The following is a 22,494-nucleotide window of genomic DNA, read 5'->3' on the forward strand; positions in this document are numbered from 1 at the left end:
TCAGCCCTTCATGACGTTGACGTCATCGACCGCGATGGAGCCGCGGTTGCGGTAGAAGACGACGAGAATTGCAAGACCGATGGCAGCTTCCGCAGCCGCGACGGTCAGAATGAACAGAGCGAAGACCTGGCCTGCAATGTCATGCAGGAAGGTCGAGAAGGCCACCATGTTGATGTTGACGGCGAGCAGGATGAGCTCGACCGACATCAGGATGACGATAATGTTCTTGCGGTTCAGGAAAATCCCGAAGATGCCCAGCACGAAGAGAATGGCGCTGACCGTGAGATAATGGGAAATACCGATTTCCATTTTATTTGTCCTGCACCTCTAGACGCTCGTTGAATGCTGAGACGGATGCAAGAGCCGCCGATAGCTGCCCAATTTCATCGCAATCAACCCAAACAGTAGCGTGACTTCCGAATGAACTCTGCACGTAGAAGAAATTCTTCGACTTGATATTCAATGTTCTTTTCCCATCGCGTTCCCAGAGGAACACCGATGTCGGTTTCCTAACTTCAAGATCTACAGAGAAAAGCATTTTCCCGTAGAATTTATTCTTCAGCGCGGCGAACATTTTACAGACCCTGCCCCGGCTTCACCTTGACGATCGAAACCGCCGTCTCGGGTGTGCGGGCCACCTGGGCCGAAATGTTCTGCCGCTTGACGTTCGTGCGATGCTTCAGTGTCAGCACGATCGCGCCAATCATCGCAACGAGAAGAACAAGTCCGGCGATCTGGAAGAAGTAGACGTAGTGCGTGTAGAGCACGTCGCCGAGCGCCTGCGTATTCGAGCGCTCGGTCAGTGCCGGGATCGGAATGGCGGCCTTCTTGGCGATTTCCGGCGAGATGGTCGAGCCGCCGATCACGAAGATTAGTTCGAGCGCCAGGATGATGCCGATCAGGCCACCGATCGGAGCATATTCCAGTGCCTTGGTCCGAAGGGCGGCGAAATCGACATCCAGCATCATCACGACGAAGAGGAAGAGAACCGCCACTGCGCCGACATAGACGACGAGAAGGATCATCGCCAGGAATTCGGCGCCGGTCAGCAGGAAGAGCCCGGCCGCGTTGAAGAAGGTCAGGATCAGGAACAGGACGGAGTGAACCGGGTTCCGCGCCGAAATCACCATGAACGCCGATGCGATGGCGATGAAGGCGAACAGATAAAAGAATAGAGCCTGAAGACCCATGTCGATGCCTTTTTCAGCTTTCCGGAGGGTGACGGTCCGTCGCCGACCCATCCGGTGAGACGCACCGGTTGCCGATGCGCCATGCCCCTTTTGCGCGTCCCCCGAAATCGGCGAAGCGCGTTTCATGTCAGATGCGGATCACCGGTACGGTGCGTCCATTGCGATATTGGCCGCGATTTCCCGCTCCCAGCGGTCGCCGTTGTCGAGAAGACGGGCCTTGTCGTAGTAAAGTTCTTCGCGCGTTTCGGTCGCGAATTCGAAATTCGGGCCTTCGACGATGGCGTCGACCGGGCAGGCTTCCTGGCAGAAGCCGCAATAGATGCACTTCACCATGTCGATGTCGTAGCGCACCGTGCGGCGCGTGCCGTCATTGCGGCGCGGACCGGCCTCGATGGTGATGGCCTGAGCGGGACAGATCGCTTCGCAGAGCTTGCAGGCGATGCAGCGCTCTTCACCGTTCGGATAGCGGCGCAACGCATGCTCGCCGCGGAAGCGCGGCGAGACCGGGCCCTTTTCAAAGGGATAGTTCACCGTTGCCTTCGGCCGGAAGAAATAGCGCATCGTCAGACCGATGGCGCCAATGAACTCGCGCAGGAAAAGCGACTTAACGAATTGGGTAGCAGAGGCCATGGTCACGCCCATCCCGTCAGCTTGAGTACGAATGCGGTCACGATCAGGAAGAAGAGCGACAGCGGAAGGAAGACCTTCCAGCCGAGGCGCATCAACTGGTCGTAACGGTAGCGTGGCACGAATGCCTTCACCAGGCCGAACATGAAGAAGACCATGGACGCCTTGAGGAGGAACCAGATGATGCCGGGAACCCAATTGAGGAACCACACATTCACCGGAGGCAGCCAGCCGCCCAGGAAGAGGATCGTCGTCAGCGCGCACATGAGAACGATGGCGGCATATTCGCCGAGCATGAACATCATGTAGGGCGTGGAGCCATACTCGACCATGAAGCCGGCCACGAGTTCCGACTCCGCTTCCGGAAGGTCGAAGGGCGGACGGTTCGTTTCAGCAAGCGCCGAGATGAAGAAGATGATGAAGACCGGGAAGAGCGCCAGCCAGTTCCAGTCGAGCAGCGACGGCGGCAGACCGAGCTTGGTTCCAAGGCCGTCGGCCTGCGACATGACGATATCCGAAAGGTTCAGCGAACCGACCGTCAGCAGAACCGTCACGATCACGAAACCGATCGAGACTTCGTAGGACACCATCTGCGCGGCCGAACGAAGCGCGCCGAGGAACGGATATTTCGAGTTCGAAGCCCAGCCGCCCATGATGATGCCGTAGACTTCAAGCGACGAGATCGCAAAGACATAGAGGATGCCGACGTTGATGTTGGCGATCACCCAGCCGGCATTCAGCGGGATCACGGCCCAGGTGGCGAGCGCCAGCGTCACGGCAACGAGCGGCGCGAGAAGGAAGACGCCCTTGTTGGCACCGGCCGGAATGACCGGCTCCTTGAGCACGAACTTCAAAAGGTCGGCGAAGGACTGGAAAAGTCCCCACGGACCCACCACGTTAGGACCGCGGCGCATCTGAACGGCTGCCCAGATCTTGCGGTCTGCGAGCAGGATATAGGCGATGAAGAGCAGCAGCGCGACGAGCAGCAGCAGGGACTGCCCTACAATGATCAGCGCCGGCCAGACATAAGTGAAGAAAAACTGGTCCATGATCCCTGCCCTTACTCCGCGGCAACCTTGAAGTTGTTGGCCGCCAGCGCGGAGCACTCAGCCATGACGGCAGAGGCCCTCGCTATCGGGTTCGTCAAATAGAAGTCTTTGACGGCGCTTGCAAATGCGGATTTCTCCAGAGCACCGGTTTTTTTCGCCAGTGCAGCAATTTCAGCAGCCGAGCCGGGCTTGATGGCGTCGAGTTCCGCGAAATGCGGATGGCTTGCATAGAGCTTGGCGCGCAATGCACCCAGCGAATCAAACGGCAGCTTCTTGCCGAGCACGTCCGAAAGCGCGCGGATGATCGCCCAGTCTTCGCGGGCGTCGCCCGGTGCGAAGCCGGCGCGCGTGCTCATCTGGACGCGGCCTTCCGTGTTGACCCAGGTGCCGGACTTTTCCGTATAGGCAGCACCCGGCAGGATGACGTCTGCAGCGGAAGCGCCGGCGTCGCCATGGCTGCCGATATAGACCGTGAAGCCAGCTTTCTTGGCCGAGAAGTCGAGTTCGTCGGCGCCGAGCAGGAAGAGAACGTCCATCGAGGCGAGCTGGGTTGCGGCATCAGAACCGCCCTCGCCCGGCACGAAGCCGAGGTCGAGTGCGCCGACGCGCGAGGCTGCCGTCTGCAGAACGGCGAAGCCATTCCACTCCTCGGTGACAGCGCCGCAATCGGCTGCGATCTTTGCTGCGGTTGCGAGAACAGCCACACCGTTTGCGCCCTTGAGCGCGCCCTGGCCGACGATGATCATCGGGTTCTTGGCGGCCTTCAGCTTTTCGGCAAAGGCATTCGAACCGTCTGCCACAGCGGCGAGCGTGTCCGCGCCGGCGCCGAGATATTCGTGGCCATAGCGGAACTCGCCATCCTGACCGATGAGGCCGACGGCAACGCCGCCCTGGCGCCAGCGCTTGCGGATGCGGGCGTTGAGAACGGCCGCCTCGAAGCGCGGATTGGAGCCGACGAGAAGGAAGGCGTCAGCCTTTTCGATACCGGCAATGGTCGGGTTGAAGATGTAGGAGGCGCGACCAAGCGACGGATCGGCAAATGCGCCGTCCTGACGGGCGTCAACATTCTTGGAGCCGAGCGCGGACATCAGTTCGCCGAGCGCATAGATTTCCTCGACGGAGGCAAGATCGCCGGCGATGGCGCCGATCTTCGAACCGGAGGTCTTGGATACGGCGTCCTTGATTGCGGCAAAAGCCTCACCCCAGGTCGCGGGAACGAGACGGCCGTCCTTGCGGACGTAAGGCTTGTCGAGGCGCTGCGTGCGCAGGCCGTCCCAGACGAAGCGCGACTTGTCGGAGATCCACTCCTCGTTCACCTCTTCGTTGACGCGCGGCATGATGCGCATGACTTCGCGGCCACGCGTATCGACGCGGATCGCAGAGCCGAGCGCGTCCATGACGTCGATCGTCTCGGTCTTGTTCAGTTCCCACGGGCGGGCCGTGAAGGCGAACGGCTTGGAGGTCAGAGCACCGACCGGGCAGAGGTCAACCACATTGCCCTGCAGCTCGGAGGTCATCGCCTGCTCGAGATAGGTAGTGATTTCGGCGTCTTCGCCACGGCCGATGAGGCCGAGTTCAGAAATGCCGGCGACTTCCGTCGTGAAGCGGACGCAGCGCGTGCAGTGAATGCAGCGGTTCATCACCGTCTTGACGAGCGGGCCGATATACTTGTCTTCGACGGCGCGCTTGTTTTCATTGTAGCGCGTGCCGTCCATGCCGAAGGCCATGGCCTGGTCCTGCAGGTCGCATTCGCCGCCCTGGTCACAGATCGGGCAATCGAGCGGATGGTTGATCAGCAGAAATTCCATCACGCCTTCGCGGGCCTTCTTGACCATCGGCGTGTTGGTGAAGATTTCTGGCAATTCGCCGTTCGGGCCGCCGCGGACGTCGCGCACACCCATGGCGCAGGACGCAGCCGGCTTCGGCGGTCCGCCCTTTACTTCGATCAGACACATGCGGCAGTTGCCGGCAACCGACAGCCGTTCGTGAAAACAGAAGCGCGGCACCTCAGCGCCGGCTTCCTCACACGCCTGCAACAGCGTGAAATGATCCGGAACCTCGATTTCCTTACCGTCGACTTTCAGCTTCGCCATATTCGCCTTCCCGCTTCCGCGCTCAATCGCGCATCAAGCCAGAGTTTCTGTCGTGGTCCGGGAGGTCCTGACGGACCGCCCTCGCCTATTTCATTTCACGCCCTGTACCACTGCCTTGCGGCTCAGTGTCCGGTCGCCAGTATCTTCCGCGCCTGCCCCGCCCAGTCGTCCCGCAAAATTCGGCCTTCCAGGCCAAGTTCCGCGTCGAGCGCGGCAAGGGCCGCTTCGTCCATGTCAGCCAGCTGCGCGAATGTCACCACACCGTGACCCGTCAGCACATTGGCCAGCTTCGGGCCAATGCCCGAAATCCGCTTCAAGTCGTCGCCAGCCGATACCGGCGCCTTCGCCACGGTGGCTTTCTCCACGGACTTCCGCACCTTGGCGACCTTCGCCGCCTTGCGTGCCCGCTTTCCTATCGTCTCATCCGCCGAAACCTTTGCCGGCAAAGGTTCGCTCTGAGGCAGTTCCATGACCAGGGGCTTGGCGGCCTCGAGTTCCACTGCCTTCGCCGTCGCAGGCTCCACCGCAGCCTGGGCTTCGGCTGCGACTGGCTCGACCACCTGCTCGGGCTCTACCACTTCAGCCTCGGCCGCCACCGGCGTTTCAGCAACGTCCGCCTCGGCGGGCTGCTCCTTTGCGCGGTCCGCCTGATCCTGCATCGCATTGAGGAAGAGGCTCGCCCACTGGCCGGTCATCCGGATCCCGTAAGCTGTTGCCGCCGCCATCATGATGGCCGGATTGGCCATCAGCGGGTTGAGGGCAACGCCCTCCTGCCCTTCACTGTCTTTGGTCCAGTCAGTCTTCATGAACGCCTCCATCGCCTCGTTCGTCGCACGAACAAGATTCGCGACCGCATCATGCGGTGCGGACATGTCGTCACGATGATCGTTGCGCTGGGCGTTCATGGTTACTCGGCGGCCTCCAGAACAGCGCCGTGTGCCATGGCGTTGGCCGTGTACTGGTCGATCCGCTTTTCGATTTCCGGACGGAAATTGCGGATCAAACCCTGGACCGGCCAGGCGGCTGCATCACCCAATGCGCAGATCGTGTGACCTTCAATCTGCTTCGAGACTTCGAACAGCATGTCGATTTCGCGCTTCTGCGCGTTGCCCTTCACCATGCGATCGAGAATGCGGGACATCCAGCCCGTACCTTCGCGGCACGGCGTGCACTGACCGCAGCTCTCATGCTTGAAGAAGGCAGCGATGCGCCAGATGGCCTTGATGATGTCGGTGGACTTGTCCATGACGATCATGCCGCCGGTGCCGAAGGAGGATTTCACTTCGCGCATCCCGTCGAAGTCCATGATCGCGTCCTTCATGTCCTCGCCCCTGACGACGGGGCACGATGCGCCCCCCGGAATGACGGCGAGCAGGTTGTCCCAGCCGCCACGGATACCGCCGCAATGCGTCTCGATGATCTCGCGGAACGACAGACCCATCGCTTCTTCGAAGGTGCAGGGCTTGTTGACATGGCCGGAGACCATGAACAGCTTGGTGCCGACATTGTTCGGACGGCCGATCGATGAGAACCAGGAAGCGCCGCGACGCAGGATGGTCGGGGCAACGGCGATGGATTCGACGTTGTTGACCGTAGTCGGGCAGCCATAGAGGCCCATGTTCGCCGGGAACGGCGGCTTCAGGCGCGGCTGACCCTTCTTGCCTTCGAGGCTTTCGAGCAGAGCGGTTTCTTCGCCGCAGATATAAGCGCCCGCACCGTGGTGCAGGTAGACGTCGAAGTCCCAGCCGTTCTTGTTGTTCTTGCCGAGAAGGCCGGCGTCGTAGCACTCGTCCACGGCAGCCTGCAGGGCTTCACGCTCGCGCATATATTCGCCGCGCAGATAGATATAGGCGGTGTTCGCGCCCATGGCGAAGCCGGCGATCACGCAGCCTTCGATCAGCGTATGCGGATCGTGACGCATGATATCGCGGTCCTTGCAGGTACCGGGTTCGGATTCGTCGGCGTTGACGACGAGATAATGCGGGCGGCCGTCGCTCTGCTTGGGCATGAACGACCACTTGAGACCCGTCGGGAAGCCGGCACCGCCGCGTCCACGAAGACCGGAAGCCTTCATTTCGTCGATGATCCAGTCGCGGCCCTTTTCGATGATCTGCTTGGTGCCGTCCCAATGGCCGCGCGACATCGCGCCCTTCAGGGACTTGTCCTTGAGACCGTAGAGATTGGAGAAAATGCGATCTTCGTCTTTAAGCATGTCTCACCCTCTCAACGCGGCTTCTTGCCGAAAACGCGCACATATTCTTCTTCGCCTCCGCGCGCCAGCGCATCGGCCTGCTTGATCCAGTCATCGCGAACGATGCGGCCGCGGAATGCCAGGTAGCCATCGACCCAGGTCACTTCCTTCTCGGTCCACTTGGCGATCTGGGCAAACGTGTAGATGCCGAGGTCATGAAGCTTCGCTTCCATGACCGGGCCAACGCCCGAGATCATCTTGAGATCGTCCGGTGTGGCAGGCTTTTCGACGGCAGCCGGGCGGTTCGGATCATCCAGCGACGGCTTTGCTTCGGCCTTGGCGGCCGGGGCAACAGCAACAGGCGCAGCCGGAGCCGCAACGGGTGCAGGGGCCGGAGCGGCAGCAACCGGAGCCTCAGCACGATCAGCAAACTTCGGCGCAGGCGTGTCGGTCGTCAGGGTGACGGGTGCACCGGCGGGGGCCGAATAGACACGGTCGATCTGCGGACCGGGCGTGACGTCACCGCCCTTGCCTGCTTCGAAACGGTCGATAATGTATTCGAGCTGGGTCGGCGTCAGGTCTTCATAGGTGTCCTTGAAGATGACAACCATCGGCGCGTTGACGCAGGCGCCCTGACATTCGACTTCTTCCCAGGACAGCGTGCCGCTCTCGTTGGTGTGAAGGGGATCGTGGTGGATCTTCTTCTTGCAGACCGCAATCAGGTCTTCGGCGCCGCGCAACATGCAGGGCGTCGTTCCGCAAACCTGAACGTGAGCGCGCGTGCCAACCGGCTTGATCTGAAACTGGGTGTAGAAGGTGGCGACTTCGAGAACGCGTATATAGGGCATTTCCAGCATGTCCGCGATCTTTTCGATCGCCGCACGCGTGACCCAGCCATCCTGTTCCTGGGCGCGCATCAGCAGCGGTATAACCGCAGACTGCTGGCGGCCAGCAGGATATTTCTTGATGGTTTCAGCCGCCCACGCGCTGTTGTCTTCGTTGAAGGCGAAGCTCTGCGGCTGGACATTGTCATCGGCTAGTCGTCGAACGGACATTCTCTTTCACGCCTTGTCAGTTGATGGCACCGCATTTGGTATTCGTGACGGACACGAATTCGCAAGCGTAGGCCGACTGTTCTTTTTGCATAAATATCACGAACTTTTCGCCGTTCGGGATGGCGGACTTGATCTCGTAGCCCTGCTTCAGCAGGTCTTTCATCGTCGATGGCGGCAGAGGCGCGTTCTTGCCCGTGTTGCCGCCCAACGTCTCGGCAAGGGCCGAAGACGCCACTACAGAAATGAAAGTCGCCAGGGCCAGCCGAGTGATCATCTATCAACCTCACCGAACACGATGTCGAGCGATCCGAGGATTGCCGTCACGTCGGCCAGCATATGACCGGAACTCAGGAAATCCATAGACTGAAGGTGTACGAAGCCCGGAGCACGGATCTTGCAGCGATACGGCTTGTTGGAACCGTCCGAAACGAGATAGACGCCGAATTCTCCCTTCGGAGCTTCAACCGCTGCGTAAACTTCGCCGGCCGGAACGTGGAAGCCTTCGGTGTAGAGCTTGAAGTGGTGGATCAGCGCTTCCATCGAACGCTTCATCTCGCCACGCTTCGGCGGAACCACCTTGCCGTCCAAGGCCGAGACCGGACCCACCTTCTCAGCTCCCAGCAGACGTGCGCAGCACTGCTTCATGATCTTCACGGCTTCGCGCATTTCGATCATGCGGATCAGGTAACGATCGTAGCAATCGCCGTTTTTACCGATCGGGATATCGAAATCGAGTTCCGAATAGCACTCATAAGGCTGCGAACGGCGCAGGTCCCAGGCAGCGCCCGAACCGCGAACCATCACGCCCGAGAAGCCCCACTTCCAGGCATCTTCCAGCGAGACGACGCCGATATCGACGTTACGCTGCTTGAAGATGCGGTTTCCTGTCAGAAGGCCTTCGATATCGTCGAGAACCTTGAGGAAGGGGTCGCACCAGGCCGCGATATCTTCGACAAGCTTCTGCGGAATGTCCTGATGGACCCCGCCCGGACGGAAATAGGCGGCATGCATGCGCGCGCCGCAGGCACGCTCATAGAACACCATGAGCTTTTCGCGCTCTTCGAAGCCCCAGACCGGCGGCGTCATGGCGCCGACGTCCATGGCCTGCGTCGTGACGTTCATGATGTGCGACAGGATGCGCCCGATTTCCGAGAAGAGAACACGGATCAACTGACCGCGCTTCGGGACTTCGAGGCCGAGAAGCTTCTCGATCGCGAGGCAGTAGGCATGTTCCTGATTCATCGGCGCGACATAGTCGAGACGGTCGAAATAAGGAACGGCCTGCAGATAGGTCTTGGCTTCGATCAGCTTTTCGGTGCCACGATGCAGCAGGCCGATATGCGGGTCGGCGCGCTCGACGATTTCGCCGTCAAGCTCGAGAACCAGACGCAGAACGCCGTGGGCCGACGGATGCTCGGGGCCGAAGTTGATCGTGAAGTTGCGGACGGAATGTTCTTTCGTCATGGTCATGTCTTCCGCCCCTTACTTCGCTGCCTTCTCATCGCCCGGCAGCACGTAGTCCGTGCCTTCCCAGGGCGAGAGGAAGTCGAAATTGCGGAACTCCTGGCGCAGTTGCACGGGCTCGTAAACGACCCGCTTTGCCTCGTCGTCATAGCGCACTTCGACATAGCCGGTCATCGGGAAGTCCTTGCGCAGCGGATAGCCCTCAAAACCATAGTCGGTCAGAATGCGGCGCAGGTCCGGATGGCCCGAGAACAAGATGCCGTACATGTCGTAGGTTTCGCGTTCAAACCAGTTCGCACCAGGGTAGATATCACAGGCGGACGGAACCGGCTTGTCTTCGCTGGTCGGAACCTTGATTCGGATGCGCAGGTTCTTCGACGGAGACAGGAGGTGATAGACGACCTCGAAACGTTCCTCCCGGCCCGGATAATCGACGCCGCAAATATCCGTCACGTTGATGAAACGACAGGCAGAATCGTCATGCAGAAAGCGCAGAACCTCGATGAGGCTCTCCGGCGCCACCGTGATGCTCAGCTCGCCATAGGCAACTTCCGACGCCAGAACCAACGAACCTTTCTGTTCGCCGATCCGGATCGAAAGTTCGTTCAATGCTTCGCTCATTGCTTAACCCTTCAGCCTTAGCGCTCGATCGTTCCGGTGCGCCGGATCTTCTTCTGAAGAAGCAGCACGCCGTAGAGCAGAGCCTCGGCTGTGGGGGGACAGCCCGGAACATAGACATCGACCGGCACGACGCGGTCACAACCGCGAACGACCGAGTAGGAATAGTGATAGTAGCCGCCGCCATTGGCGCAGGAGCCCATCGAGATGACGTAACGCGGCTCAGGCATCTGGTCATAGACCTTGCGCAAGGCAGGCGCCATCTTGTTGGTGAGCGTGCCGGCGACGATCATGACGTCCGACTGGCGCGGTGAGGCGCGGGGAGCAACACCGAAGCGTTCCATGTCATAGCGCGGGCCGGAAGCCTGCATCAGGCCTTCAACGGCGCAGCAGGCCAGACCGAACTGCATCCACATCAGCGAGCCCGTACGGGCCCAGGTGATCAGCTCATCCGTCGCGGTAACGATAAAGCCCTTATCGGCCAGCTCGTTGTTGATCTCGCCGAAAAACTTGTCGTTTGCGCCAACAGCCTTGCCGGTCGAGGGATCAATGATCCCCTTCGGCTGCGGTGCGACGAGCGTGGTGTTGCCGGATGTCACTCCCATTCGAGTGCTCCCTTCTTCCATTCATAAATGAAGCCGATCGTCAGGACGCCGAGGAAGACCATCATGGACCAGAAGCCGACCCAGCCGATACTGCTGAACGACACGGCCCACGGGAACAGGAACGCGACTTCCAGGTCGAAGATGATGAACAGGATCGACACGAGATAGAAGCGGATGTCGAACTTCATGCGGGCATCGTCGAAAGCGTTGAAGCCACACTCGAACGAGGAAAGCTTTTCCGCGTCGGGCGCCTTGAACGCAAGTGCGAAGGGCGCGATCAGCAGCGAGATGCCGATGATCAGCGACACGCCGATAAAGATCGCGATCGGTAGATAGGAGCTGAGGAGATCTGTCATTCTGTCCGTCCTTAGCCTGTCCGTCAGGTGCGGTCGCGTCGGGCGCGCCGGGCAGTTGCCGACAGGGCGTAGGTCTTCGTTGCAACGTCATCGTGACTAGCGCAGCCCGACTTGCGGCGCAAGCGATTTGAACCGCAAAACAACGATTAACATCATGAACTTTACCAATTCACGACACAGATGCCGCGGCACGGTATCGCAGCGCAATATGACGAGGATCAATTCGAAAGAAATGTTCGATCGGTGCGGCGGCAGCGATACATTTCATGAGATCATGCTGAGGAAATTCTGCGCCGGCCTCGTCGCTAGCGGCCGAACAGTAGCCGACTGAGTCGCGGCTTCAAGCCATGAAGGCCAAGGCCCTCAAACGCAAGCAAGACTGCTCACAATGAAGTTGAGCTAAATCCTGCAAACATCTGTTTAAGAAGAGAATGGCGCGAGTGACGGGGCTCGAACCCGCGACCTCCGGCGTGACAGGCCGGCACTCTAACCGACTGAGCTACACCCGCGCATTTCCCGAACCGCGTCGCCGCTTCGTTCGGTGAGCGGGTGTCTAAGGGGTAGAGGGGTGAGTGTCAAGCGGATTTGAAAACAAAAAAACGCGGCGACGACAATTTTTTGACAGAGGCTTTGAATGACCGAGCTTCGCCAAAAAAAATGCGAAAAATGACCTCCGCCCTCTTGCGGATCACAGTCTTTGCGAATAGATCACCCCCACCAACGCGGCGGGCGATTAGCTCAGTTGGTAGAGCGCCTCGTTTACACCGAGGATGTCGGGAGTTCGAGTCTCTCATCGCCCACCATTTTCTCCAGATAACATGAAGAATGCCTCGTAACATGCTGCTGGTGCTGGCGTGTTTATATTCGTTGTCGTTGAAAATCAGCTTTTTAGAACTGTCACGATCAGCATGACGGATACGGCCGCCAGCCAGACGGAGGCGACGCGTTCGACGATGCGGGTCCTGTTGCCGGGCTTTCCACCGCTCAAAAGATTGCCGGTGCTCGCCCAGATCGAGGCGACGCCGATGACCAGAGCGCAGAAAACAGCCAATCGCATCATGAATGCGGAATCGCCGATGGGCGGCAGCAGAATGAAGCTGACGACGAGCGCCTTCGGGTTCAGCGCGGTTGTCATGTAGACCTTCCCCACAGTGACAGCGCTCATGCCTTCCGTTTCCTGTGCCCTGCCCCAGAGCTTGATGGCGAGATACATGACCCAGATGGCGGCGGCGGATTTCAGCAACAGCGCAGCAATGGGAAAGTCCGAAAAGAATCGGGAACCGAGGAGCGTCAGCGGCATAATTGTGGTGAGATAGCCGGCAAGTTCGGCGGGAATCAGCCGTGCTGCCCTGACGATCCCGCTCTGGCTTCCCGCAACGCCGATCAAGGTGTTGGTCGGCCCGGGAGCCAGCAGAAGCGCCAGAACTGCAGTGATGAAGGCCAGAAGGGTCATGTCGTGCGATTCCCCGATCTTTCCGCAACGCTTTTACACTTGTCGTGATAGGCCGAAGTCGATCGCGCCACCTTGACCTTCATCAACTCGGTGACCGACGGCCGGCTCTTCATGTAGATTTGCGACCTCGATTGCGGCGAACAAACTCGATCACCGTCCCGAGGGCGAATCCGAAGAAGAGACCACCCAGATCATAGGCGTTACCGGCATAGCCGACGCTCGGCCCCAGGAGGTGAATCACCGCAATGGCCAGGAAGGCGCCGACGAGACCGGTGCGGAGAAAAACCAGCGCCGAGGTCATCCGCGCGACCATGTACGACCCGGTGTGATCCCGTTCCGCCTTTTGAGGTTCGCTTTTGCCATAAAACTCTTCGGGCGGCATCGACATGTTTTAATCCTGGATCATGGGGGCATCTGGCGCGCCCGACTATGTTTGACGTATCTGCAAGCCCGGTGGCAAGGCCGTCACACTTCAAATGCCGCCAGGCTTTGGCTAATGTCGCTGCAGACAGGAAGAATCAACACCTATGGAGGCGACATGCGCTGCATTTTCACCCAGGTCCGCTGCAGGCCGGGCCAGACTTACGAAGTTGCCGACAAGATCTATGAGAAGGAAGTCGTCTCCGAACTCTATTCGACAAGCGGCGACTACGATCTCATCGCAAAAATCTACGTGCCGGACGGCCAGGACATCGGCCGCTACGTCAACGATATCTTCGTCGACATTCCCGATGTCGAGCGGACGCTGACGACGATCACATTTCACGCGTTCTGACGCGCAACACAATCGACAGCAAACGGGGGCTTCGGCCCCCGTTTCCGTTTCAGTTACTCTGCGGCAACCGCCCTCTCCCGTCGCGATTCGTAAGTCATGATGAAAAGCGAAGCGCCGAGAATCAGGACCGCGCCAAGCCAGAGCGTTCCGGCAGGGGCGTAACCGAAGACGATCCAGCCGGCGAGAACGTTAAGCGGCAGTTTCAGATCATCAAAGGGCTGGACATAGGCGGCGTCCGCGGTCGCATAGGCAAGGGTCAGAAGATATTGCGCCACAGCGGTCAGAAGGCCCAGAGCGATGAAGATGCCAAGAGCGGGGCCGGTAGGAACTTCGAAGCCCGAGGCGAGCGCGAAGGCGCCATTCACCGGGGTTAGCAGAAGAAGCAGCCAGACCGTGATGGCTTCCGGCGATTCGTCGTGTGTGAGGCTCTTCGTGTAAAGAGAGGTGGCGCCCCAGAGAAGTGCTGCCAATACCGGAAGGAGTGCCGCCCAGGTAAACGTATCCGACCAGGGCTGCAGAATGATCATCGCGCCGGCAAAGCCGGTCGCGGTCGCGGCCCAACGCGCCGGCCCTACCCGTTCGCCCAGAAAGATGCGTGCACCGAGGATGATGAAAAACGGTGATGTCATGACGAGCGCAATTGCTTGCCAGATCGGCACATGCGCCAGCCCCATCACCCAAGCCTGAACGCCGAAGACGGAAAAGGCAACCCGGACAATATGGCTCGTCGGATAGTTCGTGCGCATGGCGCGGATGCCGACACGCCAGAGATAGGGCAGCGAAAACAGGAGCGCGATTGCATATTGCCAGAAGGCGGTCGAAACCGAGCCAAAACCCAGCTTCATCGTCACCCATTGGGTGAGAACGTTGATGGCAGCAAAGGCCACGCCTGCCAGAACCATGATGGCGGCGGCGGCCACGGCCGGATATTTCAGTCTGAGATTTAGAATCTGATTCATGTTCAACTTCCCGAACAGGACCAACACAAATCAGGGCATGAGAATCAACGTCTTTCCCGCCCGCCTCTGAGCGGGATCAAAACAGACACGAGCCTCATTCTCTTTCATCCGGACTATGACCGTCGGCTCCGGATTTACACCAGATCTGCTGACCTTCGCCCATTATGAAGACGAAGCGCTCGCGGGCTTCGGGTTGCCCCGTTACCGCCGGTGGGGAATTTCACCCCGCCCTGAGAACGAATGCCGGACAAACCGACACGGCATCAATACGACGATTTCACAATTGCGGCAAGATTGCTGACATATTCCGCACTGTAACAGTGCCCAAAACGGAAAGACCCGGCGCGAGTTTCGCACCGGGTCTTCAAACCATTGCTTGCCGGGCCCAGTCTAAACTGGCGGGTGGCAGGCACGAAGCCGATCTTAGTTGACGGCGTCCTTGAGGCCTTTGCCGGCCGAGAACTTCGGCACGTTACGGGCCGGAATGGCAACTTCAGCACCCGTGGACGGGTTACGGCCGGTGGAAGCTTCGCGGCGCGAGACCGAGAAGTTGCCGAAGCCGACGAGACGGACGTCGCCGCCGTTCTTCAGTTCGCCCTGGATTGCTTCGAACACAGCGTCAACAGCCGATGCAGCATCGGTCTTGGACAGGCCAGCCTTTTCCGCAACTGCGGATACGAGCTCGTTCTTGTTCATGTTTCCACCCCTTTCTTACTGGTATGAAACGATTCGATTGGTCATCGCGGGCAGAATACGCAGGAGCGCGTCCGCCGCAACCGAAAATGCACTCAATCCCTTGTTTTGCAGGGCTTTGCGCGCTCTTTTCGTTAAAAAAGGCCGGCATTTCTGCCGGCCTCGGGTTCTTATCAGGTTCATTCCGGCGCAATTGAGGCCGGATGGCGTCAATGCGCGACGCCTACACCACTTTCTTCGGCCGAATCGGCGGGCACGACAGCGGCAGCCGCTTCGGGCTCCCAGACGATCGGCTGGGGCTGACGGACAAGCGCGTGCTGCAGGACTTCGCCCATGCGCGAGACCGGAATGATTTCCATCTCGTTCTTCACATTGTCCGGAATGTCGGCCAGATCCTTGGCGTTTTCTTCCGGGATCAGCACCTTCTTGATGCCGCCGCGGAGTGCCGCGAGCAGCTTTTCCTTAAGGCCACCGATCGGAAGGACACGTCCGCGAAGGGTGATTTCGCCGGTCATGGCGACATCCTTCGAAACCGGAATCCCGGTCATGATCGAAACGATGGCCGTTGCCATGGCAACACCGGCAGACGGGCCATCCTTCGGGGTCGCGCCTTCCGGCACGTGGACGTGGATGTCAGCCTTGTCGAAGCGCGGAGGCTCGATGCCGAAATCGATGGACCGCGAGCGCACGTAAGACGCAGCCGCAGAAATCGATTCCTTCATCACGTCCTTCAGGTTGCCGGTCACCGTCATGCGGCCCTTGCCACCCGGCATCATCACACCTTCGATCGTCAGCAGCTCGCCGCCGACTTCCGTCCATGCGAGACCGGTGACAACACCTACCTGATCTTCGCGTTCTGCCTCGCCGTGGCGGAAGCGCGGAACGCCGAGATAGTCGGACACGTTCTCGGGCGTAACCTCGATCGAGGTCGCCTTGCCCTTGAGGATCACGGTTACCGCCTTGCGGGCGAGCTTCATCAGTTCGCGTTCCAGCGAACGGACACCGGCTTCGCGCGTATACTGACGGATGACCGCCATAAGCGCCTCGTCGGAGACCGAAAACTCGCTCGGCTGCAACGCATGGTCGCGTATCGCCTTCGGCAGAAGGTGACGGCGAGCGATTTCCCGCTTTTCATCTTCCGTGTAACCGGCGATCCGAATGATTTCCATGCGGTCCATCAGCGGCGCCGGAATATTCAGCGTGTTCGCCGTGGTGATGAACATCACATCCGAAAGGTCGTATTCGACTTCCAGATAGTGGTCCATGAACGTCGCGTTCTGTTCCGGATCGAGCACCTCGAGAAGCGCCGACGACGGATCGCCACGGAAGTCCTGGCCCATCTTGTCGATTTCATCGAGCAGGAAGAGCGGATTGGCCTTCTTCGCCTTTTTCAGCGACTGGATCACCTTGCCGGGCATCGAGCCGATATAGGTGCGACGGTGACCGCGGATCTCAGCCTCGTCGCGCACGCCACCCAGCGCCATGCGGACATATTCGCGGCCGGTTGCCTTTGCGATCGAGCGGGCAAGCGACGTCTTGCCGACGCCAGGCGGGCCGACGAGGCAAAGGATCGGACCCTTTATCTTCTTCGCGCGGGCCTGAACGGCCAGATATTCGACGATGCGTTCCTTGACCTTGTCGAGACCGAAGTGATCGCCTGCGAGCACTTCCTCAGCGAAGTTGAGGTCGGTCTTGATCTTGGAGCGCTTGCCCCAGGGCAGACCGGTCAACCAGTCGAGATAGTTGCGCACGACGGTGGCTTCTGCCGACATCGGACTCATCTGGCGCAGCTTCTTCAGTTCGGCATCCGCCTTTTCGCGGGCCTCCTTGGAAAGCTTCGTCTTCTTGATGCGCTCTTCCAGTTCGGCCATCTCATCACGGCCATCTTCGCCGTCGCCGAGTTCCTTCTGGATCGCCTTCATCTGTTCGTTGAGGTAATATTCGCGCTGCGTCTTTTCCATCTGGCGTTTGACGCGCGAGCGGATGCGCTTCTCGACCTGGAGGACGGAGATTTCGCCTTCCATGAAGCCGAGCGCCTTTTCCAGACGCGTCTTGACGCTCACCGTTTCCAGCATTTCCTGCTTTTCGGTGATCTTGATGGAGAGGTGCGAGGCAACGGTGTCAGCAAGCTTCGAATAATCCTCAATCTGGCTGGCAGCGCCGACCACTTCCGGGGAAATCTTCTTGTTGAGCTTTACATAGTTCTCGAACTCGGAGACGACCGAGCGGGACAGAGCCTCGATCTCGACAGCGTCTTCAGCCGGTTCGGACAGAACATGGGCCATCGCTTCGTAGAATTCGTCCCGTTCGGTATAGCCATCGATCTCGGCACGCGCGCGGCCTTCGACCAGTACCTTGACGGTGCCGTCGGGCAGCTTCAAGAGCTGGAGAACATTGGCGACCGTACCAACGGTATAAATCGCGGAGGGCTTCGGATCGTCGTCGCTCGCATTGATCTGGGTCACCAGCATGATCTGACGATCAGAGCCCATCACCTCTTCCAGAGCGCGAATGGACTTCTCACGGCCGACAAAGAGCGGCACGATCATGTGCGGAAAGACGACAATGTCACGCAGAGGCAAGACCGGGTAGGCAATGCTGTCTGCAGGCAACGTCTTCTTGGTCATGTGAGTTCCTTTCCATAGGGTTCCCGACTGGGCCACCCTTTGCATCGGGCGGGGAGCCCCGATGCTTATCATTACCGCTCTCTAAGTGGAGTCTGACGGACGTCTTTTCAAGACAATCGACGCCTCGCCACACTGTTTCCCGTTTCAAGAACAAAGCTTGCCGCGTTCTGCTGTCGCGAGGCTTGCCGACTCTGAATTAGGTCCCGCGATACGCAATATTCCAATGCGGATTCGACCCTTACTATCGCGGTCCTTTATCTACTACGCAACTTAAAAAGGCCCGGATTACGACGATTTAACGACGTTAAGCCCATGAAAAAAGCCCGGGACAGACCCCCGAGCTTTTCGATTGTATGCGATCTATTTCAGCGATTACGCCGATACGTTGGCCTTTTCTTCGCTCCGCTCCGAATAGATGTAGAGCGGACGCGCCTTGCCTTCGACGACATCGTCGGAGATGACCACTTCGCGAACACCTTCCAGCGCCGGAAGCTCGAACATCGTGTCGAGCAGGATCTTTTCCATGATCGAACGAAGACCGCGGGCGCCGGTCTTGCGGACGATGGCCCGCTTCGCGATGGCGCGCAGTGCGTCTTCGTGGAAGGTCAGTTCGACGTCTTCCATCTCGAACAGGCGCTGATACTGCTTGATCAGAGCGTTCTTCGGCTCCGACAGGATCTGGATCAGTGCGTCTTCATCCAGATCTTCAAGCGTTGCCAGGACCGGCAGACGACCGATGAATTCAGGGATGAGGCCGAACTTGACCAGATCTTCCGGCTCGAGTTCGCGCAGAACCTCGCCGACGCGGCGATCTTCCGGCGACTTGACGCTGGCCGAGAAGCCGATCGACGTCTTTTCGCCACGAGCCGAAATCAGCTTGTCGAGACCGGCAAAGGCGCCGCCGCAGATGAACAGGATGTTCGTCGTGTCGACCTGCAGGAATTCCTGCTGCGGATGCTTGCGGCCACCCTGCGGCGGAACGGAAGCAACCGTGCCTTCCATGATCTTGAGAAGCGCCTGCTGAACGCCCTCGCCCGACACGTCGCGCGTGATGGACGGGTTGTCCGACTTGCGGGAAATCTTGTCGACTTCGTCGATATAGACGATGCCGCGCTGGGCGCGCTCGACGTTGTAATCCGCAGACTGAAGCAGCTTCAGAATGATGTTTTCGACATCTTCACCGACATAGCCGGCTTCCGTCAGCGTCGTGGCGTCCGCCATGGTGAAGGGCACGTCAATGATGCGGGCGAGCGTCTGGGCCAGATAGGTCTTGCCGCAGCCGGTCGGGCCGACGAGCAGGATGTTGGACTTTGCCAGCTCGACATCGCCATTCTTCGAGGCATGCGCGAGCCGCTTGTAGTGGTTGTGAACAGCCACCGAGAGGATGCGCTTCGCCTGCTGCTGGCCGATGACGTATTCGTCCAGGACCTTGATGATTTCCTGCGGGGTCGGCACGCCATCGCGCGACTTGACCATGGAGGTCTTGTTCTCTTCACGGATGATATCCATGCAGAGTTCGACGCATTCGTCGCAGATGAAGACCGTCGGTCCGGCGATCAGCTTGCGCACTTCATGCTGGCTCTTGCCGCAGAAAGAGCAATAAAGGGTATTCTTCGAGTCACCGCCGCTGCTACCGCTGACCTTGCTCATGTCACTTTCCTTCCAAGCATACCGGCGTTACCCGCTCAGGGAATACACGGAACTCTATCCACCCTTTGGATCTGCGCCTCGTGTCGCATCGGAAAGGGTTTTTGGGGGTACTCGCTGACCCGAACAAATCACTTTATCCGGCAGCTTGCAACGTTTCCCCCAGTCTCACTGGATGCTATGTCACAAAAAATCAACATAGCATTAATTCCATATCCTGCATTTCAGGCTGGCGCCGGCCTTGATCCTTGTCAAGAATGGCGCCAATCCCGGTACAATCAGGCCCCTGCCGGGCCTTCGATCTCTTCGCGCGACGTGAAGACCTGATCTACGAGGCCCCAGTTCTTCGCTTCCTGTGCGTCCATGAAGTTGTCGCGGTCGAGTGCCGTTTCGACTTCCTCATAGGTGCGGCCGGTGTGCTTGACATAGATCTCGTTCAGGCGACGCTTCATCTTCAGGATGTCACGCGCATGGCGTTCGATGTCAGAAGCCTGCCCCTGGAAGCCGCCCGACGGCTGGTGAACCATGATGCGGGCGTTCGGCATCGCGATGCGCATGTCCTTGTGGCCTGCAGCGAGAAGCAGCGAGCCCATGGAAGCAGCCTGACCGATGCAAAGCGTCGACACGGCCGGCTTGATGAACTGCATCGTGTCGTAGATCGCCATGCCGGCGGTGACGACACCACCCGGCGAATTGATGTAGATCGCGATTTCCTTCTTCGGGTTCTCTGCTTCGAGGAACAGGAGCTGCGCCGAAACGAGCGTTGCCATGTGATCCTCGACCGGACCCGTCAGGAAGATGATACGTTCCTTCAGAAGCCGCGAATAGATGTCATAGGACCGCTCGCCACGATTGGTCTGTTCGACGACCATCGGGATCAGGGCCATTGCGGTATCAACAGGATTGCTCATCTTCTACCTTCAAACGTTGGGTCCGGATTTCGCAGCTGATCCGGGAATCATCGAAATTTCTCATTCCCTACATAGAGTGTCAGGAGGGCGAACTTCAAGACACACATGGAGAATGTGGAATTTCATGGACGCTTGCTCCTTAATACGGCGTTACGAAAGCAAACTGCCCACAGGCCAATTGAAACACGATAAAAACTTCGTGAAGTCGACCCCTTCAACTGCAACCGACATCGGCAACCCGGCATCAAGGGATCGATCTCCGGTTTCGAAGCCGGAGCGAACCGCCAAATCTCTTGGGGAGTTCAATGCGTTGTCGGATGAGCCGGATATAGGAACCGGCGCCGCCCACTTCCAGAGGGAGGTGGGGACGCCGGTTCAATTTCATAGATGATGTCAATCAAAGTCCCGTCATTACGCTGCCTTCAGCGCATCGACGGGCGAAACGAGATCGAGGCTGAGGCTTTCTGCTACCGCCTTGTTCGTGATCTTGCCCCTGTGGACATTCAGGCCATTGCGCAGGTGCGGATCTTCCGCAACCGCCTTCAGTCCCTTATCGGCCAGCGCCAGACCGTGGACGAGCGTCGCGTTGTTCAGCGCGTGAGTCGAAGTATAAGGCACCGCGCCAGGCATGTTGGCCACGCAATAGTGGACCACGCCATCGACCACATAGGTCGGATCGGAATGCGTCGTTGCATGCGACGTCTCGAAACAGCCGCCTTGGTCGATGGCGACATCGACGATCACCGAACCCGGCTTCATGGAGGAAAGCATAGCCTTCGTGACGAGCTTCGGGGCAGCAGCGCCAGGGATCAGCACGGCACCGATCACGAGATCGGCGGAGAAGACTTCACGCTCGAGATTGTCGATGGAGGAATAGAGCGTGTGGATCGAGCCGTGGAAGATGTCGTCGAGCTGGCGCAGACGCGGCAGCGAGCGGTCGAGCACAGTCACATCAGCGCCGAGGCCGACGGCCATCTTGGCCGCATGAAGTCCGACGACGCCGCCGCCGATCACGACAACCTTGCCCGGACGCACGCCCGGCACGCCGCCAAGCAGAACCCCTCGCCCGCCATGGGCTTTCTGGAGCGCTGTTGCGCCGGCCTGGATCGAGAGACGCCCGGCCACTTCCGACATCGGAGCCAGCAATGGCAGCGCGCCGGCGGCGTCCGTCACGGTCTCATAGGCGACGCCGGTCACGCCGGATGCCAGCAGGCCCTTCGTCTGTTCCGGATCGGGCGCAAGATGGAGATAGGTATAGAGGATCTGGCCTTCGCGGAGCTGCGCCCATTCCGACGGCTGCGGCTCCTTGACCTTCACGACCATGTCGGCCTTCGCGAAAATCTCGGCAGCCGTGGCAACGACCTTGGCTCCAACGGCTTCATAGGCCGCGTCATCCGCGCCGATGCCGGCACCCGCGCCGGTCTCAATCAACACCTGGTGACCATGAGCGACATACTCGCGCGCCGCACCGGGTGTAAGACCCACGCGGTACTCGTGATTTTTGATTTCCTTGGGGCAACCGACGATCATGCTTGTTCCTCTCGACTTTTTTCATGCCCGCTGAACGCGGGTCGGTGATACATCGATTAGAGGGGAAAGCCGCTCGAAGGTCCGTGCAAAGAGGCTTTGCCGCAAACACATTTTTCGAATAATCTTGCGCTATTGCGAAAAACTTCGAAGAGAATTGCGCCTATGGATCTAGATACAATCGATACTGCGATTCTACGGGAGCTGCAGAAAGACGGACGGATGTCGAACGCCGACCTCGCTCAGCGCGTGGGGCTTTCGGCCTCCGCCTGCTCGCGCCGGCTCGACATCCTGGAGAAATCCGGCGTGATTTCCGGCTATCACGCCCGCCTGTCGAACAAGGCGATCGGCTACAAGATGATGGTCATCGTCCACATCTCGCTATCCGGACAGTTCGCCAAGACGCTGACAGAGTTCGAGGCCGCCGTGCGGCGCTGTCCCAATGTGGTCGTCTGCTATCTCATGTCGGGCGAGTACGATTACATTCTTCGCGTCGCGGCGAAGGACCTCGAGGATTATGAGCGCATCCACCGCGACTGGCTCTCCGCCCTGCCCCATGTGGTGAAAATCAACTCGTCCTTTGCGCTTCGGGAAATCATTGACCGTCCGAACGCCGGACTTTAGGTCCGGCAAACGTGCGTGGTAAGGCTGTCA

General features: G+C 59.2%; 23 protein-coding genes, 2 tRNA genes, 1 pseudogene and 1 riboswitch. Of the genes and pseudogenes, 3 read left to right on the forward strand and 23 right to left on the reverse strand.

Annotation, left to right across the window (positions count from 1 at the left end):
- The 15 genes from nuoK to ABID16_RS05410 form a co-directional block, all read right to left on the reverse strand.
- Complete coding sequence (nuoK, locus tag ABID16_RS05340) at positions 1-309, reverse strand: NADH-quinone oxidoreductase subunit NuoK (protein WP_109857779.1); 309 nt, start codon at positions 307-309, stop codon at positions 1-3.
- Between the two features lies 1 nt (position 310).
- A complete protein-coding gene (locus ABID16_RS05345) occupies positions 311-574 on the reverse strand; it encodes a hypothetical protein (RefSeq protein WP_354555292.1) in 264 nt (87 codons plus the stop codon).
- A gap of 1 nt (position 575) precedes the next feature.
- Positions 576-1,190, reverse strand: a complete 615-nt coding sequence (locus tag ABID16_RS05350; protein WP_354555293.1) for an NADH-quinone oxidoreductase subunit J — start codon at positions 1,188-1,190, stop codon at positions 576-578.
- Positions 1,191-1,328: 138 nt separating this feature from the next.
- Positions 1,329-1,820, reverse strand: coding sequence for an NADH-quinone oxidoreductase subunit NuoI (gene nuoI / locus ABID16_RS05355; RefSeq protein WP_354555294.1), 492 nt, complete (start codon positions 1,818-1,820; stop codon positions 1,329-1,331).
- 2 nt (positions 1,821-1,822) lie between these two features.
- The gene (nuoH, locus tag ABID16_RS05360) at positions 1,823-2,866 is read right to left on the reverse strand and encodes an NADH-quinone oxidoreductase subunit NuoH (protein ID WP_354555295.1); all 1,044 of its coding nucleotides are present in this window, start codon (positions 2,864-2,866) and stop codon (positions 1,823-1,825) included.
- Between the two features lie 11 nt (positions 2,867-2,877).
- Positions 2,878-4,959: an NADH-quinone oxidoreductase subunit NuoG gene (nuoG, locus tag ABID16_RS05365; protein ID WP_354555296.1), complete on the reverse strand. Its 2,082-nt coding sequence runs from the start codon at positions 4,957-4,959 to the stop codon at positions 2,878-2,880.
- 122 nt (positions 4,960-5,081) lie between these two features.
- Positions 5,082-5,864 (reverse strand): helix-hairpin-helix domain-containing protein, encoded by a 783-nt coding sequence (locus tag ABID16_RS05370; RefSeq protein ID WP_354555297.1) that lies wholly within the window; start codon positions 5,862-5,864, stop codon positions 5,082-5,084.
- A gap of 2 nt (positions 5,865-5,866) precedes the next feature.
- Positions 5,867-7,171: an NADH-quinone oxidoreductase subunit NuoF gene (nuoF, locus tag ABID16_RS05375; RefSeq protein ID WP_354555298.1), complete on the reverse strand. Its 1,305-nt coding sequence runs from the start codon at positions 7,169-7,171 to the stop codon at positions 5,867-5,869.
- 11 nt (positions 7,172-7,182) lie between these two features.
- Entirely contained in the window at positions 7,183-8,205 is a 1,023-nt protein-coding gene (gene nuoE, locus ABID16_RS05380) for an NADH-quinone oxidoreductase subunit NuoE (protein ID WP_354555299.1), read from the reverse strand.
- A 16-nt stretch (positions 8,206-8,221) separates the two neighbouring features.
- On the reverse strand, positions 8,222-8,476 hold the full coding sequence (locus ABID16_RS05385; protein ID WP_435532389.1) for a hypothetical protein: 255 nt from the start codon (positions 8,474-8,476) through the stop codon (positions 8,222-8,224).
- Positions 8,476-9,669 (reverse strand): NADH-quinone oxidoreductase subunit D, encoded by a 1,194-nt coding sequence (locus tag ABID16_RS05390; protein WP_354555907.1) that lies wholly within the window; start codon positions 9,667-9,669, stop codon positions 8,476-8,478. Before ABID16_RS05390 ends, ABID16_RS05385 begins: the two co-directional genes overlap by 1 nt.
- 18 nt (positions 9,670-9,687) lie before the next feature.
- Entirely contained in the window at positions 9,688-10,290 is a 603-nt protein-coding gene (locus tag ABID16_RS05395; RefSeq protein ID WP_354555301.1) for an NADH-quinone oxidoreductase subunit C, read from the reverse strand.
- A gap of 17 nt (positions 10,291-10,307) precedes the next feature.
- A complete protein-coding gene (locus ABID16_RS05400) occupies positions 10,308-10,892 on the reverse strand; it encodes a NuoB/complex I 20 kDa subunit family protein (RefSeq protein WP_354555302.1) in 585 nt (194 codons plus the stop codon).
- Positions 10,883-11,248, reverse strand: a complete 366-nt coding sequence (locus tag ABID16_RS05405) for an NADH-quinone oxidoreductase subunit A (protein ID WP_354555303.1) — start codon at positions 11,246-11,248, stop codon at positions 10,883-10,885. The genes ABID16_RS05400 and ABID16_RS05405 overlap by 10 nt, the downstream gene beginning before the upstream one ends.
- Positions 11,249-11,680: 432 nt before the next feature.
- Positions 11,681-11,757, reverse strand: a tRNA-Asp gene (locus tag ABID16_RS05410).
- 218 nt (positions 11,758-11,975) lie between these two features.
- Here ABID16_RS05410 and ABID16_RS05415 point away from each other — a divergent pair.
- A tRNA-Val gene (locus ABID16_RS05415) sits at positions 11,976-12,051 on the forward strand.
- Between the two features lie 77 nt (positions 12,052-12,128).
- Here the strand turns inward: ABID16_RS05415 and ABID16_RS05420 are convergent.
- Both ABID16_RS05420 and ABID16_RS05425 read right to left on the reverse strand, forming a co-directional pair.
- Positions 12,129-12,701 carry a hypothetical protein gene (locus ABID16_RS05420; protein WP_354555304.1) on the reverse strand — a complete coding sequence of 191 codons (573 nt, stop codon included), beginning with the start codon at positions 12,699-12,701 and terminating at the stop codon, positions 12,129-12,131.
- Positions 12,702-12,810: 109 nt separating this feature from the next.
- Positions 12,811-13,089: a hypothetical protein gene (locus tag ABID16_RS05425; protein WP_354555305.1), complete on the reverse strand. Its 279-nt coding sequence runs from the start codon at positions 13,087-13,089 to the stop codon at positions 12,811-12,813.
- A gap of 150 nt (positions 13,090-13,239) precedes the next feature.
- On the opposite strand from ABID16_RS05425, the gene ABID16_RS05430 reads away from it, so the two are divergent.
- A complete protein-coding gene (locus tag ABID16_RS05430) occupies positions 13,240-13,476 on the forward strand; it encodes an Lrp/AsnC ligand binding domain-containing protein (protein WP_354555908.1) in 237 nt (78 codons plus the stop codon).
- Positions 13,477-13,529: 53 nt separating this feature from the next.
- On the opposite strand, the gene ABID16_RS05435 is transcribed toward ABID16_RS05430, so the two are convergent.
- From ABID16_RS05435 to ald, 6 genes and pseudogenes are all read right to left on the reverse strand, one after another.
- The gene (locus ABID16_RS05435; protein ID WP_354555307.1) at positions 13,530-14,435 is read right to left on the reverse strand and encodes a DMT family transporter; all 906 of its coding nucleotides are present in this window, start codon (positions 14,433-14,435) and stop codon (positions 13,530-13,532) included.
- 92 nt (positions 14,436-14,527) lie between these two features.
- Positions 14,528-14,677, reverse strand: a riboswitch (FMN riboswitch).
- A 181-nt stretch (positions 14,678-14,858) separates the two neighbouring features.
- Positions 14,859-15,131: a DNA-binding protein HupB gene (hupB, locus tag ABID16_RS05440; RefSeq protein ID WP_109857791.1), complete on the reverse strand. Its 273-nt coding sequence runs from the start codon at positions 15,129-15,131 to the stop codon at positions 14,859-14,861.
- A 277-nt stretch (positions 15,132-15,408) separates the two neighbouring features.
- A pseudogene (gene lon, locus ABID16_RS05445) lies at positions 15,409-17,755 on the reverse strand (endopeptidase La); the annotation flags it as partial.
- A gap of 372 nt (positions 17,756-18,127) precedes the next feature.
- Positions 18,128-19,405 (reverse strand): ATP-dependent Clp protease ATP-binding subunit ClpX, encoded by a 1,278-nt coding sequence (gene clpX / locus ABID16_RS05450; RefSeq protein WP_354555308.1) that lies wholly within the window; start codon positions 19,403-19,405, stop codon positions 18,128-18,130.
- Positions 19,406-19,680: 275 nt separating this feature from the next.
- On the reverse strand, positions 19,681-20,313 hold the full coding sequence (clpP, locus tag ABID16_RS05455; RefSeq protein ID WP_354555309.1) for an ATP-dependent Clp endopeptidase proteolytic subunit ClpP: 633 nt from the start codon (positions 20,311-20,313) through the stop codon (positions 19,681-19,683).
- A gap of 411 nt (positions 20,314-20,724) precedes the next feature.
- Positions 20,725-21,843, reverse strand: a complete 1,119-nt coding sequence (ald, locus tag ABID16_RS05460) for an alanine dehydrogenase (RefSeq protein ID WP_354555310.1) — start codon at positions 21,841-21,843, stop codon at positions 20,725-20,727.
- Between the two features lie 162 nt (positions 21,844-22,005).
- Between ald and ABID16_RS05465 the strand changes: the two genes are divergently transcribed.
- Complete coding sequence (locus ABID16_RS05465; RefSeq protein WP_354555311.1) at positions 22,006-22,464, forward strand: Lrp/AsnC family transcriptional regulator; 459 nt, start codon at positions 22,006-22,008, stop codon at positions 22,462-22,464.
- Positions 22,465-22,494 lie beyond the last annotated feature (30 nt).

The organism is Limnomicrobium aquaticum (assembly GCF_040545545.1).
Classification (GTDB): Bacteria; Pseudomonadota; Alphaproteobacteria; order Rhizobiales; family Rhizobiaceae; genus Ensifer_A; species Ensifer_A aquaticum.